Raw genomic sequence first — 16,269 nt, forward strand, 5'->3', positions numbered from 1 at the left:
TGATACACACTTTCCACTCGGTTTTCTGTACAAAAACGCCAAATTCTCCAGAAATTCTTATCCTTTTGTTTCCAAACGAAAGCGCCTGCGAAGCATCCCAAACGATGTTTTGCAGGCGCTTTTTAAGCATCTCTAAAATGGAATAAACTCCTGTGCCGAACAAAAAACAATCCCCAGACTGGCTGAAAACAAGATCAATAAAATGGGATGTGGCTTTTTCCAGAGCATCAGGAGAAACGCCAAAGCAAAAATGGCAATCCCAGTCCAATTGACAGAAGAGAACGTTCCTTCCGGGAAGAAATTGGTCGAGCTGATTGAAAAAGCTGCCGCCGCAATCAACCCCACCACCGCTGGCCGCAGGCCGTATAGCGCGCCCTGTACAAAGCGATTTTCCTGCATGGACAAAAACCATTTGGCCACCAAAAGGATGATCAGGAAGGACGGCAATACTACACCGGCTGTCGCACAAATTGCTCCCGCAATTCCTTCGGTTTCAGCTCCGATATAAGTTGCAATATTCACGGCAAATGGTCCGGGAGTCGATTCGCTGACAGCGATAAAATCGATCAAATCCGTCGGTTGCAACCAATGGTTCCGCTGTACTTCTTCTTGAATCAACGGAATCATTGCGTACCCACCGCCGATGGTAAAAAGCCCGATCTTAAAGAAGGTAAAAAACAGATGAAGCAATGTCACTGTGCTGCACCGCCCTTTCCATGCAGCCAAAGTTGAACCACTACTCCCGCTATGGCGGCGAACACAATCACCAGTATCACATTGGCACTGAAAAAAGTGACTAGGACAAAGGCCACTGCCGCAACAAGCAGCGTAAAGATGTTTTTGGGACATTGCTTCGATAACTTGAGCACAGCATTCAAAATCAATACTGCTACGCCTGCACGGACTCCTACAAAAGCATAATTGACATATTGCAACTCCTTAAACTGTTGAATCACCCCAGCCAACAACAGGATGATGAAAAACGATGGGAGTATCACCCCTATGGTAGCAAAAAGTGCTCCCCAGAACCCCGCCACACGGTACCCGACGAATGTCGCTGAATTGACAGCGATTACCCCCGGAGTTGATTCTGCAATCGCCAACATATCCAAAAGATCCTGGTCGTCAATCCAATGGTGCCTTTCAATGGTTTCCCTCTGGATCAACGGAATCATCGCATACCCGCCTCCAAAGGTAAACGCACCGATCTTTAAAAAAGTGATAAACAGTTTTACGTATCGCTGTTTGAACGATTCCTGTTTCATTTTGTTTCCTCCCCTTTCCAGTCTTCTTTCTATTGTATCTTGGGAGGAATTTACATACAACGGTATTTGTGTTAAATTGTATCTTTTTGTACTAGGAAATGCTCTAGATTCTGTTCATAGAATGGACGGTTATCGTCCTGGATATCCCCCCAATAACGGTAGATTTCCTCACGCAAATCGGGGTCATCCGTCTGTTGGTAAAGCGCCTTCACATAGGGGAACGAAGCTTCTGGGGTCGTATACAAGGCGCTCAAATCCACGGCATTTAATGTCCCATCCATATAACGATCGATGTTATACCGCGCAATCAAGCCATCTACATTGCTATAACACAAGATCAAAAAGCACGCGGAAAAGGCGATCACCAGGGCCTTTGCCAGATTGATTGTCCGGAATTGTGCAACGATCACAATAGAAAACACGACAAACAGCAACACCATAAACCAACTGGTATACACACGGAGAAGGGTCAACCCATATTGCTGAATATAAAGAACCATCTTACTCAAAGCCGTTGCAATAAGAAGAAGCGTCTCGGCAGAGATCAGCACCGAAAATACGATCATAGGACGCACAGGCCGCCCTTCCATCCTTTTCGTGAATAAGCGTACACCTCCCAAAACAAACAAGTTGATGGTTGCCACCTCACAAAGCTCAAAAAACCCTTGGCGGGCATATTCCGCATAAGTAAGCCCCTCAGGACGCACGCCGGTAAAGGCAGAAAACAGGGTCGCCGCCTGCGCAGCGAAGAAAAGCACGTATACACCGCTCAACAACACTAAAATAGTGACCGTCATGGCCGCCGGCAATCTTCTGCGCCTCTCTCTCCCTGTATCCACCTGCTCTTTGCTGCGGGTAGCTACTCCACGCTTTTGCAGATTTCCATACAGCATCCCAAAGAAGTAACACCCGATCAGCCACGCCGGGAGTAGACGCAGCAGAATAATCAAAAGATGTTCGCCAAATTCCGCGGTCATTTTCTGAACCATTCGCGCAAATGTCACATCGGCTTTTGTCAAAAGTGCCCCCACTAGTAGGACCAGTGGAACAGCCACCAAAATCCCCACGCCTACTGCCAGCATATTTTTACTTTTTCGGTTTTTTCCCGCGGTGCTTCGTAGAATTTTGGGAGCACAGGAAATATTGAAAAACGGAATTTGGAGCAATTGATCTACCAAATCCGGCACAACAAAGCGACCGAGGGAAGGTTCCAGACGGGAATTACAGGCCGCTGCCATCCAATAGGCTGTCACCACCACACAAAAAATAAGATTGAAAAACTTCAGAATCCCATTCGAAAACAGTGCGAAGTACAGTGCAGACACCATGGCCAGTATCAACCAAGCATAACTACTCTTTGGCGGCGAAACAGCCCGCTTTCGCATATAAAGCAATGCCGTTGTATCGAAACAGATCGCAAAGATGGTTACTCCTACGCCAAGCGAACTCGGAGATAAAATTGCCAATGGATTTACCAGCCAAACAAAGAGATAACCGCATACGAGCGCCAAAATGGCAAAGTACGCATCCACGCTTGTGAAGGGAATGGACGAACCCTTTTGCTCACATTTCGAGCCGGACTGAATCGCCGGATTTTGATAGACACGGCTGTCCGGCAAATTGGGCACACCAGTGGTTTTGGGGGTGCAAGTAGTACTCCCATCATTTGTATACGGATTCATTTTGCAATGCTCCTTTCCGCCATTTTTTGTATGTCAGAATTCTCGATATTCTAAGATGTCCGCAGGTTGACAGTCCAACGCACGGCAGATTGCTTCTAGGGTTGAAAACCGGATCGCCTTGGCCTTGTTATTTTTTAAAATAGAGAGATTCGCAGGGGTAATTCCCACTTTTTCCGCCAATTCGCCTGCCGAGATTTTTCTCTTGGCCATCATGACGTCCAGATTGACAACAATCGGCATGTCGTTCTTCCTTTCATCGCTCAAACGTATCAGATCGTATAATCGTTTTCTGTCTTGATTGCAATGGCCTGTTCAAATACATTTTTGACCACCCGGACAATGAGGCCACAGAAAGCTGCTGCGGCTGCCACCAGAAAAAACGATGTATAATACAAACCGGAGACCAAAGTCACCACACCAACAGCAATACACAACCAGGAGATCACTCGCAATAACGTGACATTCTCCTTTTCAAATACACGCTCCCGGCGAATGTTGCGCAATAACCGGTGCAGACACAGCAGGAGAAAAAGCCGGGAACTGCACAGCAGTAAATGGTTATTCGGAAGGCCAAATGGATCGATTGCGCTGCCGGTGAATTGCCGAAGTACCAAACGACAATCTGTGGTGCAAAGATCACTCCAGCTACCAAAAGTACAAAAAACAGCCTCGTACAAAAAATGGAAAGCATCAGAGATTTCGATTTCGTCCACATCGTGAATCCTCCTTTGATTTTCTGCTTCTATTGTAACACGCTAACAACTGTTTTGCAATATATTTTTATCGTTTATCAATAAATTCATACTGTTATTCATGGTAATTTGAAAAAATAGAATGACATCGGATATTCTTCGAAAATCGTTTGTAATGATTCTTTCGTGACAAACGGTACTTTCATAGAATTCAAACAAAACCCAACAAATAAATATCCCCCGGCAAAAGCCGGGGATATTTTATATGCGGGCGAAACCCTATATTGCTGGCAGCACGTGTCATGCCACGTTGGTACGCTCTGGCAGCTGCAAAAGGTTTGTTACTTGCTACTCGTAAACGAGTTTTTTCAAAGTTTCCCATCGTCAGCTGTTCTCCTGTCTTACCTTCTTTCAACTGCTTTTGGATGTGCTCTTTGAATCCTTTTTGCATCCTTTCCTACTATATCTACAGAATATTCTCTACACTATAATTCCCGATTCCGGTCTGGATATTTTCGTGGATTATCAGACTACTGTTTCCTTTCAAATATTCCATGAAGCTTGACATCAACCCTTTGGACGGTATTTCTCCCAACAGATGCACACGATTCGGACATCCTTCTGCTTCCACAATTTTTGTCTTTTTCCATTCGCAAAGAGTCCTCAGAATTTCTCCGATCTCCCGCCTCGTTTCTTTACAAAACATCTTCCTTCTATACCTTGGAGCAAATACGATCGCGATCTAAATCACACACTTTCCCATAAGGTAGGTTCCTATGAAATAGGATTTTTCCGTTTTGATCAACCTCCATAGGTCTGGTTGGTTTAGGTTATCATCGACAATGCGATATGATATTTGCAATTTCATCCTATGTGATAAACGGTTTCTGTCATTCATTGAAATATCCTCCTTTTGTTGTTCTTGGCAGTTGCCAGACCGTAAAAACATTCTTCAACAAAAGGAGGTCTTTTTTCTATATCATCGCCATAAGCCTTCTTTTGTACCACTCGCAAGGCGAGCGGTTTTATTCATACAAAAAGCCCGCGGAAAAATCCGCGGGCAAAACTGTAATCATTTGTAATAAATATACTGTCATTTTAATAAATGGCATCTGTAATAGCCAAAGCATTCCCACTCGATTGTAGGGGAAAGCTTTGGTTTATTCATGCAAAACCGCTCTTCAATATGTCGAATCCCCGAAAGCCCTTTTCTTGGCGGCCAATGCTCTTTGCCACTCCTTTAAAGGGAGGAATTCTCAATACCGGTCAAACAGGCCTGTAAAATCAAACGTTGCAAAATAATCCTTCGGCGTTTCTGCACGGCGAATCAATTGCGCTGTTCCATCCTCTTTCAAAAGGATTTCTGCCGAACGCAACTTTCCGTTGTAATTATATCCCATAGAAAAGCCGTGTGCACCAGTATCGTGCAGGACTAAAAGATCTCCCATATCAATCTTCGGAAGCATCCGGTCGATGGCAAATTTGTCATTGTTTTCACAGAGGCCGCCGGTGACATCATATTTGTGGTCACAGGGCTGATCTTCTTTTCCCATCACAGTGATGTGGTGGTATGCACCATACATCGCCGGGCGCATCAGGTTGGCGGCACAGGCATCCACTCCGATATATTCTTTGTACGTGTGCTTTTCATGAATCGCCTTTGTGACCAAGCAGCCGTTCGGTCCCAACATGTAACGGCCCAGCTCCGTAAAGATTGCCACATCGCCCATGCCAGCGGGGACCAAAACCTCCTCATAAGCTTTGCGTACCCCTTCCCCCACTGCCAGAATGTCCACTTCTTGTTGATCGGGACGATACGGGATACCAACGCCGCCGGAGAGATTGATGAAGGCGATATGCGCTCCGGTTTTCTCGTTCAATTCCACTGCAAGCTCAAACAAAATGCGCGCCAAAGTTGGATAATACTCGTTCGTTGTGGTATTGCTGGCGAGGAACGCATGGATTCCAAAGTGCTTTGCACCCAGCTTCTGCAATTTTTTATACCCCTCGATCATCTGCTCTTTCGTAAATCCATATTTTGCATCGCCGGGGTTGTCCATAATTGTATTGCTGATTGCAAACGTCCCACCCGGATTATACCGGCAGCTGATCGTCTCCGGAATTCCAACCAAGCTGTTTAAAAAGTCAATGTGGGTGAAATCATCCAGATTGATCGTTGCATGCAATTTAGCCGCATATTCAAAATCTTGAGCGGGTGTGTCGTTGGAAGAAAACATAATCGCCTTTCCCGAAAAACCGCACGTCTCTGCCATCATCAACTCGGTTAAAGAAGAGCAGTCAACTCCACAGCCCTCTTCCTGTAAAATCTTTAAAATGAACGGGTTCGGTGTGGCTTTGACAGCGAAATATTCCTTAAAGCCCTTATTCCATGCGAACGCCTTTTGCAGGTTGCGCGCGCGCGTGCGAATTCCTTTTTCATCATAGAGATGGAATGGCGTCGGATATTCTTCGACAATCGCTTGTAACTGTTCTTTGGTGACAAATGGTTTTTTCATCTGGCTCCCACTTTCCTAATTCATTTCTATGCCGCAAGTTAGCACAGATTAACTTTCAAAATTGACGCTTACAGTATAAAAAAGATTTGTTTTTTTGTCAAGTTAAGCTTTTATAAAGTTCACTAAATTCCCTACGCATAGCGGTAATCAAAACCACATTCCTTATCTAGGGGAACTTGGTTTTCCCCCTCCATGTGCAGGGGAAAGCCAGGCAAGATCTTTTGACTTCACTATCATGTTCTTTCAATTTCTCCCCTCCACGCGGAGGGGACTCATAGATCATTTTATGCGTTCTCTCTTAGGCTATTTCAAACCCCTCCTTTGTATGGAGGGGCGCTCCAAGGGATAGCTGCCCTTCGGGATGATTCTGTTTTCAATCCACGGCCTTCGCATAGAGGACGCCCCAGTCGCCTGTCCGAAGCCGTTTTGTTAAATCGTATTGCAATCCATCCCCTCCACATGGAGGGTGACTGTGGATGGATGGGACCCGGATTGGCACGGAATAAATTTCAATCCACCCCCTCCGTGTAGAAGGGTGGTCTTCCGGAATAGAAGCCATGGGGTAAGGTAAAAAGTATTTCAATCCACCATTTGCAAGAATTCTTCTTCCGTGAGGATCTGGACACCAAGTTTCTGTGCTTTTGTCAGCTTACTTCCCGCTTCGTCCCCTGCAAGGACATAGCTGGTCTTTTTGGAAACGCTTCCGCTTACCTTTCCTCCAAGCTTTTCAATGATGGCCGATGCCTCCGCGCGCGTCATCGTCGGAAGCGTTCCGGTCAGGACAAAGGTCTTTCCTGCAAACCTCGTATCGCTCACCACTGTTTTACTCACCATATTTACGCCTGCATCACGCAGGCGGCCGATCAGAGTGTGCGGTACTGGAAAGATCAAAAAACTGACGGACACTCTCCGCCATAATACCGCCAAACCCATCAATCGCGGAAATTTCCTCTGCACTGGCCTGGAAAATCGCATCTATATTGCCAAAATAGGAGGTCAGTAATTTCGCCGCTTTCAAACCGATGTGCGGAATTCCCAGCGCATACACCAAACGGTACAGATCGTTTCCTTTGCTGTGCGCAATCGCATCCATCAGATTCTGGAAGACTTTTCCCCCATGCGCTCTAACTCTTGTATCTGCGATTGCTCCAGAACATATAAGATCCGCCGGAGAGTTCACCAATCCGCGTTCCACCAACTGCTCAATCACCGCCGGGCCAAGCCCATCAATGTCCATCGCATCACGGCTGCTAAAATGGATCATGTGACGCATCAACTGTGCCGGGCATTCCGGATTCGTACAGCGTATGGCCGCTTCTCCCTCTTCGCGGGTGACCGGTCCGCCGCAGGAAGGACAGATCTCCGGACATATGGTAAGGTTCTGCCTTCGGGGAATGGGCGGTTACTGCAACCACTTCTGGGATGATCTCCCCCGCTTTGCGCAGAATGACCGTATCCCCAACACGGACGTCCTTTTCTGTAGTAAAGTCCTGATTGTGCAAAGTCGCGCGGCTGACGGTAGTACCTGCCAGCGTGACCGGCTCAAAGAGACCGGTTGGAGTCAGGACCCCTGTACGGCCCACATTGATCTCAATTTCCAGCAGCTTTGTCTCTTTCTCCTCCGGCGGGTACTTAAAAGCTTCCGCCCATTTGGGAAATTTCGCCGTACTTCCCAACGATACGCGCTGAGAAAAATCGTCCACCTTGATGACCGCCCCATCAATGGAATATCCCAATGAACCGCGCAACTCTCCAATTCTTTGCACCTCTTCGATCACTTCCTGCATGGTCGTACATGCCTTATAGAAGGGGGGACTGGGAACCCGAGTTCCTTCAAAAAGTCCAACGATTGTTTATGAGAATGGAGTTCTTCGCCGTTGACCTGTTGTACGTTGAACACAAAGATGTCGAGCGTCCGCGTCGCAGTAATCCTCGGATTTTTTTGCCGTAGAGAGCCAGCAGCGGCATTGCGCGGGTTTTTAAAAGGTTTTTCATCATTGAGTTCTTGACGGGCTGCTAGTTTAAAAAAGCTCTCGTGGGACATATAAACCTCGCCACGCACTTCTAAATAAGGAATCGAACGGGTGAGCTTCAAAGGAACGGTCCGGATAGTACGCAAATTCTCCGTGACATCTTCCCCTACAAGGCCATCTCCGCGCGTAGAACCGCGTACAAAACGGCCATCGCGGTATTCCAACGACACAGATAGGCCATCAAATTTCGGCTCTACAATGTAAACCGGGGAATCCACGGCTTCGCGTACCCGGCGATCAAAGTCCATCAGCTCTTCCTCTGAAAAGGAATCGTGAAGGCTCTCCATGGGGACTTCATGTTCTACCTTTTCAAACGTATTCAAAGGTGCAGCACCCACACGCTGGGTAGGAGAATCCGGCTGAATCCACTCTGGATGTTCGTTTTCCAGCTGTTGCAACTGCCGGTAGAGCATGTCATACTCGTAGTCGTCAATCTCCGGAGCATCTTCCACGTAGTATTTTTGATTATGATAATTGATTTGGCCGATCAATTCCTGCATCTGCTGTTTTACCGATTGTTCATCCATAGCCATTCTCCTTCCCTCGCGCAAACATCCTTCTGCGCCCGCCGTCAAATAGGCCGCCGGCGTCTCTCAACCGGCGGCCTATTTTTTCATTAGTTTGATTATACTCCATGCAACCTATTCGCGTAAAGAGATGCTGGGAAAAATTATGTTTTAAAGTTCGCCATCAATTGCGGAACTTCACCAATAATCACGGTTTCTGCCACAGGTATGTCGGTTTCAATCTCGGTTGTGCCATTGTAAGCAGGCGGCAAAAACGAATAAATACTGGTATGAATATGTAGGCAAATTCGATGCTTGGTCTGATTGATTCCTGCGGATTCAAACGTGCTTTCAAAATCTGCTGTTACATTGCCGGAAAGCGTCAACCGCACGGGGATATTCGGTCCACGGCCATGTAATAATTCACTTCCCAACAGGGTTCCCAGTGGCACGCCGGTGTCTAAATGCTCTCCCAATTGTTCCTGAACACGCTGTAGGATCGACGATTTGAGCTGGTTCATCTGTGTCATATCTGTCGTAACTGCCAAAATCTGTCCGGATTCTGCACGTTCAATATTGACCAAATCGGTATAGGAGACAGAATCCGCCGCCAATTCCTCCATAACGGCTTCATTGATCGCCTCAACAGACGCAATCCGCGCCTGATTGGATACCATGGACTCGATGATAGGATGTAATTTCCAGTCTAAGAATAGAAAGATTACGCCGGTCAAAATGAAAACTGCCAAGATTCTTCCCAGCCATCCTCTTTGTCTACGGCGGCGCGGCCGGCTTCTTCTCCATCGTCTCACGGCGTATCCCTCCTTTTGCTTCTTTTCCATCATACGCAAAAGGAAAAAAGCTGTGCATACTTTTCCATTCTTAATCGTTAAATCTATCGGCTAAACCGAGGCATAAAAAGGCCCTATAAATGCCTATTACCGATAAGCTTCTCAAAACGCATGGACCTTTATTCCGATTCCATCTCTTGTGCCCAGACCGTAAACGGGCAATTACCGTTTTAACAGCAACCTTTTTATCATCGAAAGATCGTTGTTGAGCGTTTGTTTCGATCGATGCTTGAAGCAATAGCTTTTTACGGGGCGCGCCACCGTCTTTTCGAAGGGTTCTAATCAAAAAAGGCACAGAGGAACAATTCCTCTGTGCCCAAATTCAGTAAGAGCTTATTATTCTGCATCCGCAGCCGGTGCTTCCTCCTGTGCAGGAGCAGCTGCATCTTCCTCCGCCGCAACCGGCTCAAGCAGTGCACGGATGGAAAGGCTGACACGTTTCTTCTCAAAATCGATGTCCGTAATCTTCGCTTTGACAACGTCACCAATCTTCAAAACATCCTGTGGCTTCTCAATGCGATGATCCGCAATCTGCGAAATGTGAATCAAACCATCGATCCCCGGAATAATTCTGGCAAATGCGCCAAAGGTGGTCATACCTACGACCGTGACGTCTGCCACTGTGCCAACAGGATAATCACGCTTGAGGATTTCCCACGGATTGTCCTCTGCACGCTTGTAACCAAGAGAAATCTTGCCCTTTTCGCGGTCCAAGCCCTTGATATATACTTTCACAGTATCGCCCACATTGACGACTTCGCTCGGATGCTTAATTCTGCTCCAAGAGAGCTCAGAAATGTGAATCATACCGTCAATACCGCCCAAATCGACAAACGCGCCATAAGCGGTCAGAGACTTCACAACACCAGTATACTCTTTGTCCACCTCTGCGGTCTCCCAGAACTTATCGGCCAAAGCCTTGCGCTCGTCCTTCAGGACGGAACGGATGGAACCAACCGCACGACGGCGGTTGCGATTGACCTCAATGATGCGGAAGCGAACTTCCTTCTTCAACAGATCCTCCAACGGATCATTGCGGGAAGCTGTCGCCTGAGAAGCCGGAATGAATACGCGAACTCCATTGGTCACCGCGATGACGCCGCCCTTGATGACCTCTGTTACAACGCCCGTCAAAATCTCCTGGCTTTCTTCTGCTGCAGCGACCGTTTCCCAACCCTTCGCTGCATCCAAACGCTTCTTGGAAAGCATGATCGTTCCTTCCTGATCGTTGGTGCGCATGATCAGGAGGTCCATTTCGTCGCCGATTTTTACCAGATCTTCCGGTTTTGCGTTCGGGTAAGCAGACAGTTCGGCTACCGGAATAAATCCAGCCTGCTTTCTTCCAACATCTACATAGACCTCGTTGGGGGCAATGCCGACAACCACACCGTGTACCTTCTCATCTGTATTTAAACTTTTGAGGGATTCTTCAAGCATCTCCTCAAAGCTCGTATCGGCATTCTCCGTTGAATTCGCACCTGCGTTTTCAATAATTTCTGACATGGTAACTAGTACCTCCTTTATAATGCTTGCCGGTGTAGAGGCACCGGCAGTAATGCCAACGGAAGCGGCTCCCTTCAGAGCCGACAGCGGAAGCTCACCCGCTGTTTCGATGAGAGATGTAGTGCAGTTCTGCCTACAAACATCGCGGAGTTTCGCAGTGTTTGAACTTTGCCTGCCGCCGATGACGATCATCGCATCGCAATGCTCGGACAATTCGACCGCTTCAGATTGACGCTTTGCAGTAGCATTACATATTGTATCAAAAATTGTGGCATTTGTATATACCTTTTTTATGATTTCCAAACAATTTTCCCATTCCGCCACGCTAAAAGTCGTCTGTGCGACAAAACATGACGGCCTATTTTTCAATTCTGGGAAATCATTTGTAAGATTTTCCAATTCTTTTGCATCTTTAAAGACATAGCAAGCTTGGCAATGTCCTCGAATTCCCTCCACCTCTGGATGGGTGGCATTTCCGGCAATCAACACCGTTTGTCCTTTAGCAGAGGCGTCGGAAACAATCCTGTTGAATTTTTGCCACGAACGGACAAGTCGCATCCACATAAGCGAGCTTCAAACGGCGGATTTCATCCAACACCGCTTCTGACACTCCATGGGAGCGGATGACCAAAGTTGCATCCTCGGGAGCGTCTTTTGGCGCCTCTACGATCTGAACGCCGCGTGCAGCCAAAACTTGTAGCGTTTGCGGATTGTGGATAATCGGTTCCAGCGTACATACACGTTTTCCCTCATCCAAAAGCTCGAACACCATCTGCACCGCCCGGTTCACGCCAAAACCAAAACCGGCAACTTCGCTACGGTAATTTTCAAATTTACCGTCCTCCTTGTTTGCCGGCCTTACAAAAAGTTTCCCCGGCCTTGTCCCATTTATGAGCCCTTTATGAAAAGCCCTTGCTGATTGGCACAAAAGAACCCTGCCAAAAAACAGCGCATCGATCGTCTACAAAACGCTCATCACACAAAATACCAACACAAAAGCTCATTTTCTTTCAAGCAATCCATTTATTTTTTCCGCCAGAGCCCGCCGCCTCCCGTACGTTTTGAAGCGAGTCATCCGAAAGAGAAAGAGCCGGAAGGGGAAGAATTTCACCAAAACGCACCACAACGCGCTTCAACGGGCATATTCTCCCTTGGAAAGAGATACAAGCAGGCAAAATAGGCGCCTTTGCCTTTGCAGCCACCAAGACGGCGCCCGCCTTGGGCTTAAATGGCGACCGATCGAACACACAGCGCCCCTGGGGAAAAATTCCAACTGCTCCGCCCTCCCGCAGGATGTGAACCGCCGTCCGCACAGACTCTGCATCCCCTTTGTCCCTACGGACTGGAAATGCGCCAAACGCGTAAAGAAGCCATCGAACAAATTGTCCATGCTCTTCAAACAGCTCCGACTTTGCCATAAAGCGAATCTCTCTGGGCACCGGCAGAGCCAAAAAAAACGGGTCCAGTACGGAACGATGGTTGCTGCAAATGACAACAGGGCCTTCCCGTGGAATATTTTCTGTTCCCTCAAAGCGCAGGCGAAACAGAAGTTTGCCAATCGGCATCAGCGCTCTCCTCCAGAACCGATATGCGGACATGTCCGGCCCTCCTCTGCATGGTATGTCAGCCCGGCTAAATGTGGTTTGAGGCATCCTTCTCTTCCAGTTCCCGTAAATCGCGTTCCCGCAGCGCCCGAATCTTGTCCATCACCAAACGGCTGGCATTCCGAAATTCCACACCAGAGCCCTCATGTATTCCCAGCTCTTCAAACGGAATCAGTTCACCAAACGAAACCACCGCACGGTGAAACAGGCGTGGCCTTTTGCTCCCGATCGGCGTGATGCAGACCGGCAAAATCGGAGCATGGTTGTTGTATGCGAGCATCGCCGCGCCCGCCTTCGGTTTGCCAAATTCACCGTTTTTGGATCGAGTCCCCTCGATAAATACTCCAACCGCACAGTCGTCACGCAACAATTCTGCCGCCGTGTCAATGGCTTCCACATCCCCCTTGCCGCGCTGTACAGGAAATGCACCCAATTTCTTCAAAATAAAGCCAAAGGGTTTAAACTGAAAAAGTTCCGCCTTTGCCATGTAATAAATCTGTCTGCGCTGGGAACAAGATAAGCGCACGGTCCGAATTGGCCATATGGTTACAACAGACGACCACACGGCCCTCCTCAGGGAATAAGTCCCTTCCCTTTACCGTGTAAGGCGCAAATGGATAAGTCACCCATGCCGCCAATGCTCTTGCAAATACATAAAGAGGCGTACTCCTCATTTTTCAACCACCGATCTCCGGGAGTCCCGGCATTGTTTTAACGACCTCTGTCCAATCGACAGACTCGTTTCTAAGAAAGCTTTTCTTGGACGGTCTTTAGCAGGCGTTGAAGCGCTTCTTCGCGTGTCAAGCCAGTGCTATCTACCAAAATAGAATCGTCTGCCGGAACCAACGGCGCTACCGCACGATGCGAGTCGTCGTAGTCGCGCTGTTTCAGTTCTGCAAGAACCTGCTCATAGTCAGCCTCCATCCCTTTCTCTAAAAGCTCTTCATAACGCCGTCGCGCCCGCTCTTCCGGAGAGGCTGTCAAAAAAATTTTAACTTGTGCGTGGGGAAGGACCACCGTTCCAATGTCCCTACCATCCATCACAACATGGTTGGTTTTAGCGAGATCCCGCTGCAGGTCAAACAGAAACGCCCGTACCTGCGGAACCGCAGAGACATTGGAGGCCGCGATCGAAATATCCTGCGTGCGTATCGCATCGGATACATCCTCTTCCCCCAAAAATACCCGCTGCTCCCCATTGCGAAACGCTAAGCGAACCTTCACCCCTGTCAGGTTTCCTGCAACCGCGTCAAAATCAGTGGTAGGAATCCCCAACCGGCGCATATACAGCCCAATCGCCCGATATAAAGCCCCCGTGTCCACATATACATATCCCAACTGCTTGGCCAAAGCACGGGCCATGGTACTTTTCCCGGCCCCTCCCGGTCCATCAATGGCAATTGCATTCATTCTGTTTCCTCCCTACTGCATGGAATTCGCGGCAAGCCGGCCGGTACAAAACGCGATCTGTAGATTGAAGCCGCCGGTATAGGCGTCCACATCGAGCACTTCTCCGGCAAAATATAAGCCCTTGATTCGTTTCGATTCCATAGTCTTTGGATTGACTTCCTTTACGGAAACGCCGCCGGATGTGACAATGGCCTCCTCAATCGGACGAAAGCCGGAAATCTCCACCGGATACGCTTTTAAAAGCGTCACAAATGCACGGCGCTGTTCGCGTGTGATCTGATTACATTTTGTCTCCGGCAAAATCCCGGAACGCCGCACCAGCACCGGAATCATTTTTCGCGGAAGCAATGCGGAAAGCGCATTGATAAAATCCCGATTTTTGTTCATTTCAAAATCCCTCTGCAAACGAGCATCCAGCTGTTCCGGGCGTAGCGCTGGTTTCAGATCGATCACAATCCGATACCGTCCCGGCGCCATATCCCGCATATGGGCACTGGCGCTCAAAATCATCGGGCGAGAAACCCCAAAATGAGTGAAAAGCATCTCTCCAAAGTCGCTGTAGACCTCTTTCTTCTTTTGGGTGTCCAAAACACGAATTGCCGTATTCTTTAGCGACAATCCCATCATCTCGGAACAGTCCGTCCCTTTTGCCACCAACGGGACCAATGATGGGCGCAGGGGAACCACAGTATGACCTGCTTGCCGTGCAAGCATATATCCGTCTCCGGTGGAGCCTGTGCCGGGGTACGACGCTCCTCCACACGCAATGAGCACATTGCGTGCAAGGACGCAGGCGCCGTCTTGAAGCTCAATCCCCTGAACATGGCCTTGTTCCAACAGCAACTTGGCTGCTTGCCCCATTAGCATTTCCACGCCACCGCGTTTCATATACCGAACCAACGTATCCACCACATCTACCGCACGGTCGGACGTAGGAAACACCCGGTTTCCCCTCTCCACTTTGAGCGGTAGCCCCTGGTTCTCAAAAAAAGCCATCACGTCCCGCGGTGTAAACGCCGAAGCCGCGCTGAATAAAAACCGCCCGTTGGACGGAACCGACGCAATGAACTCCTGTACATCGCAGTCGTTTGTCAGGTTACAGCGCCCCTTACCGGTAATCATCAGTTTTCGCCCGGGCCGCGCCTGTTTCTCCACCAAGCAAACCTGCATACCGCGGGCCGCTGCCGTACCAGCCGCAAGCATTCCAGCCGCCCCGCCGCCGATCACTACAACATCAAATGGTTGGCTCACTCTTGTGTTCATCCACCTTTTCATAAACTCCATATTCGTCCCAGATGTCCTCCAGATTCTGGAATACCTTTTTGACTTCATTGGATTTTTTCAGGGCTATGGTGACAATCAGGGCATTAATTAAACTGAGCGGTGCACAGAGGGAATCGACAATCGAAGCAATATCACTGCGTGCCAAAAGCAAATAGTCTGCTGGCTCTGCCAACGGTGATAAATTGCTGTCTGTGATAGCCACAACCTTTGCGCCGCGTTTCCGGGCAAAATTCATCGCTTTTACCGCCTTGCGGGAATAACGTGGAAAACTGATGCCGATCACCACGTCGTTCTCGTCAATGCGGATCATCTGCTCAAAGATCTCTCCTTCGCTGGTGGACTGCACCAGAAGTACATTTTCAAACAGCAGATGCATGTAGTAGGACAAAAAAGTCGCCAACGCCAAGGAACTGCGCGCCCCCAAAATATAGATCTTTGAGCCGAGGCGATTGCATCGGCCGCTTTATAAAAGTTTTCATGGGATGTCTCTTCCATGGTCCGCCGAATGATGTCGATGTCCTGGTTGAACACCGAGTCGAGAATATCATTCTCTCCAATGCGATTGGCGGTGACTTCCATCCGCTGAACCGACGTGAGCTTATTCCGGATCATCTCTTGCATGGCCTGCTGCAACTCCGGATACCCAGTATAACCGATCTCTGTGGCAAAACGCACCACAGTAGATTCGCTCACCCCCACTGTAGCGCCCAGGCGTGCGGCCGTCATAAACGCCACCTTGTCATAGTGCTCCAATATATATTTTGCAATCAGCCTTTGGCCCTTTGAAAAACTGGTCATCTTGTCTTGAATTCTGACGGTCAACAAGTTATTCATTTCAAATCCCATCCCCGCGCGGTAGATTTCATGAGGTTTGCCGCCACGTTCCGCGCGGAAAACGACGGCACTTTTCCAAATTAATGCAA

The 16,269-nt window shown here is 48.4% G+C and carries 13 protein-coding genes and 3 pseudogenes; all 16 read right to left on the reverse strand.

What is annotated here, in order from left to right; all coding sequences use genetic code 11:
• Positions 1-132: 132 nt before the first annotated feature.
• The 16 genes and pseudogenes from ACGCCZ_RS00085 to ACGCCZ_RS00160 all read right to left on the reverse strand — a co-directional run bounded on the left by ACGCCZ_RS00085 (position 133) and on the right by ACGCCZ_RS00160 (position 16,192).
• Entirely contained in the window at positions 133-696 is a 564-nt protein-coding gene (locus ACGCCZ_RS00085; RefSeq protein WP_054324203.1) for a chromate transporter, read from the reverse strand.
• Positions 693-1,265 carry a chromate transporter gene (locus ACGCCZ_RS00090; RefSeq protein WP_054324202.1) on the reverse strand — a complete coding sequence of 191 codons (573 nt, stop codon included), beginning with the start codon at positions 1,263-1,265 and terminating at the stop codon, positions 693-695. The genes ACGCCZ_RS00085 and ACGCCZ_RS00090 overlap by 4 nt, the downstream gene beginning before the upstream one ends.
• Before the next feature lie 71 nt (positions 1,266-1,336).
• The gene (locus ACGCCZ_RS00095) at positions 1,337-2,947 is read right to left on the reverse strand and encodes a DUF4153 domain-containing protein (RefSeq protein WP_411654986.1); all 1,611 of its coding nucleotides are present in this window, start codon (positions 2,945-2,947) and stop codon (positions 1,337-1,339) included.
• Between the two features lie 33 nt (positions 2,948-2,980).
• On the reverse strand, positions 2,981-3,187 hold the full coding sequence (locus ACGCCZ_RS00100; RefSeq protein ID WP_054324199.1) for a helix-turn-helix domain-containing protein: 207 nt from the start codon (positions 3,185-3,187) through the stop codon (positions 2,981-2,983).
• 29 nt (positions 3,188-3,216) lie between these two features.
• Complete coding sequence (locus ACGCCZ_RS00105; RefSeq protein WP_411654987.1) at positions 3,217-3,660, reverse strand: DUF2975 domain-containing protein; 444 nt, start codon at positions 3,658-3,660, stop codon at positions 3,217-3,219.
• A gap of 358 nt (positions 3,661-4,018) precedes the next feature.
• A pseudogene (gene tnpA / locus ACGCCZ_RS00110) lies at positions 4,019-4,381 on the reverse strand (IS200/IS605 family transposase); the annotation flags it as partial.
• 514 nt (positions 4,382-4,895) lie between these two features.
• Positions 4,896-6,155 (reverse strand): diaminopimelate decarboxylase, encoded by a 1,260-nt coding sequence (locus ACGCCZ_RS00115; protein WP_411654988.1) that lies wholly within the window; start codon positions 6,153-6,155, stop codon positions 4,896-4,898.
• A 579-nt stretch (positions 6,156-6,734) separates the two neighbouring features.
• Positions 6,735-8,715 (reverse strand): annotated as a pseudogene (gene ligA, locus ACGCCZ_RS00120) (NAD-dependent DNA ligase LigA).
• Positions 8,716-8,858: 143 nt separating this feature from the next.
• Positions 8,859-9,506, reverse strand: coding sequence for a sporulation protein YunB (yunB, locus tag ACGCCZ_RS00125; RefSeq protein WP_161803685.1), 648 nt, complete (start codon positions 9,504-9,506; stop codon positions 8,859-8,861).
• A 375-nt stretch (positions 9,507-9,881) separates the two neighbouring features.
• Positions 9,882-11,534, reverse strand: a complete 1,653-nt coding sequence (gene rpsA / locus ACGCCZ_RS00130; RefSeq protein ID WP_411654989.1) for a 30S ribosomal protein S1 — start codon at positions 11,532-11,534, stop codon at positions 9,882-9,884.
• Between the two features lie 13 nt (positions 11,535-11,547).
• The gene (locus ACGCCZ_RS00135) at positions 11,548-11,838 is read right to left on the reverse strand and encodes a hypothetical protein (RefSeq protein WP_411654990.1); all 291 of its coding nucleotides are present in this window, start codon (positions 11,836-11,838) and stop codon (positions 11,548-11,550) included.
• 220 nt (positions 11,839-12,058) lie between these two features.
• Positions 12,059-12,646 (reverse strand): lysophospholipid acyltransferase family protein, encoded by a 588-nt coding sequence (locus tag ACGCCZ_RS00140; protein ID WP_411654991.1) that lies wholly within the window; start codon positions 12,644-12,646, stop codon positions 12,059-12,061.
• A gap of 34 nt (positions 12,647-12,680) precedes the next feature.
• Complete coding sequence (locus tag ACGCCZ_RS00145; protein WP_411654992.1) at positions 12,681-13,217, reverse strand: lysophospholipid acyltransferase family protein; 537 nt, start codon at positions 13,215-13,217, stop codon at positions 12,681-12,683.
• 179 nt (positions 13,218-13,396) lie between these two features.
• On the reverse strand, positions 13,397-14,062 hold the full coding sequence (gene cmk, locus ACGCCZ_RS00150) for a (d)CMP kinase (protein ID WP_411654993.1): 666 nt from the start codon (positions 14,060-14,062) through the stop codon (positions 13,397-13,399).
• Positions 14,063-14,074: 12 nt separating this feature from the next.
• Positions 14,075-15,325 carry an NAD(P)/FAD-dependent oxidoreductase gene (locus ACGCCZ_RS00155; RefSeq protein WP_411654994.1) on the reverse strand — a complete coding sequence of 417 codons (1,251 nt, stop codon included), beginning with the start codon at positions 15,323-15,325 and terminating at the stop codon, positions 14,075-14,077.
• Positions 15,297-16,192: pseudogene (locus ACGCCZ_RS00160) on the reverse strand (MurR/RpiR family transcriptional regulator). The gene ACGCCZ_RS00155 and the pseudogene ACGCCZ_RS00160 overlap by 29 nt, the downstream one beginning before the upstream one ends.
• Positions 16,193-16,269: the final 77 nt, after the last annotated feature.

Source organism: Anaeromassilibacillus sp. SJQ-1, assembly GCF_046693725.1.
Taxonomy (GTDB): Bacteria; Bacillota; Clostridia; order Oscillospirales; family Acutalibacteraceae; genus Anaeromassilibacillus.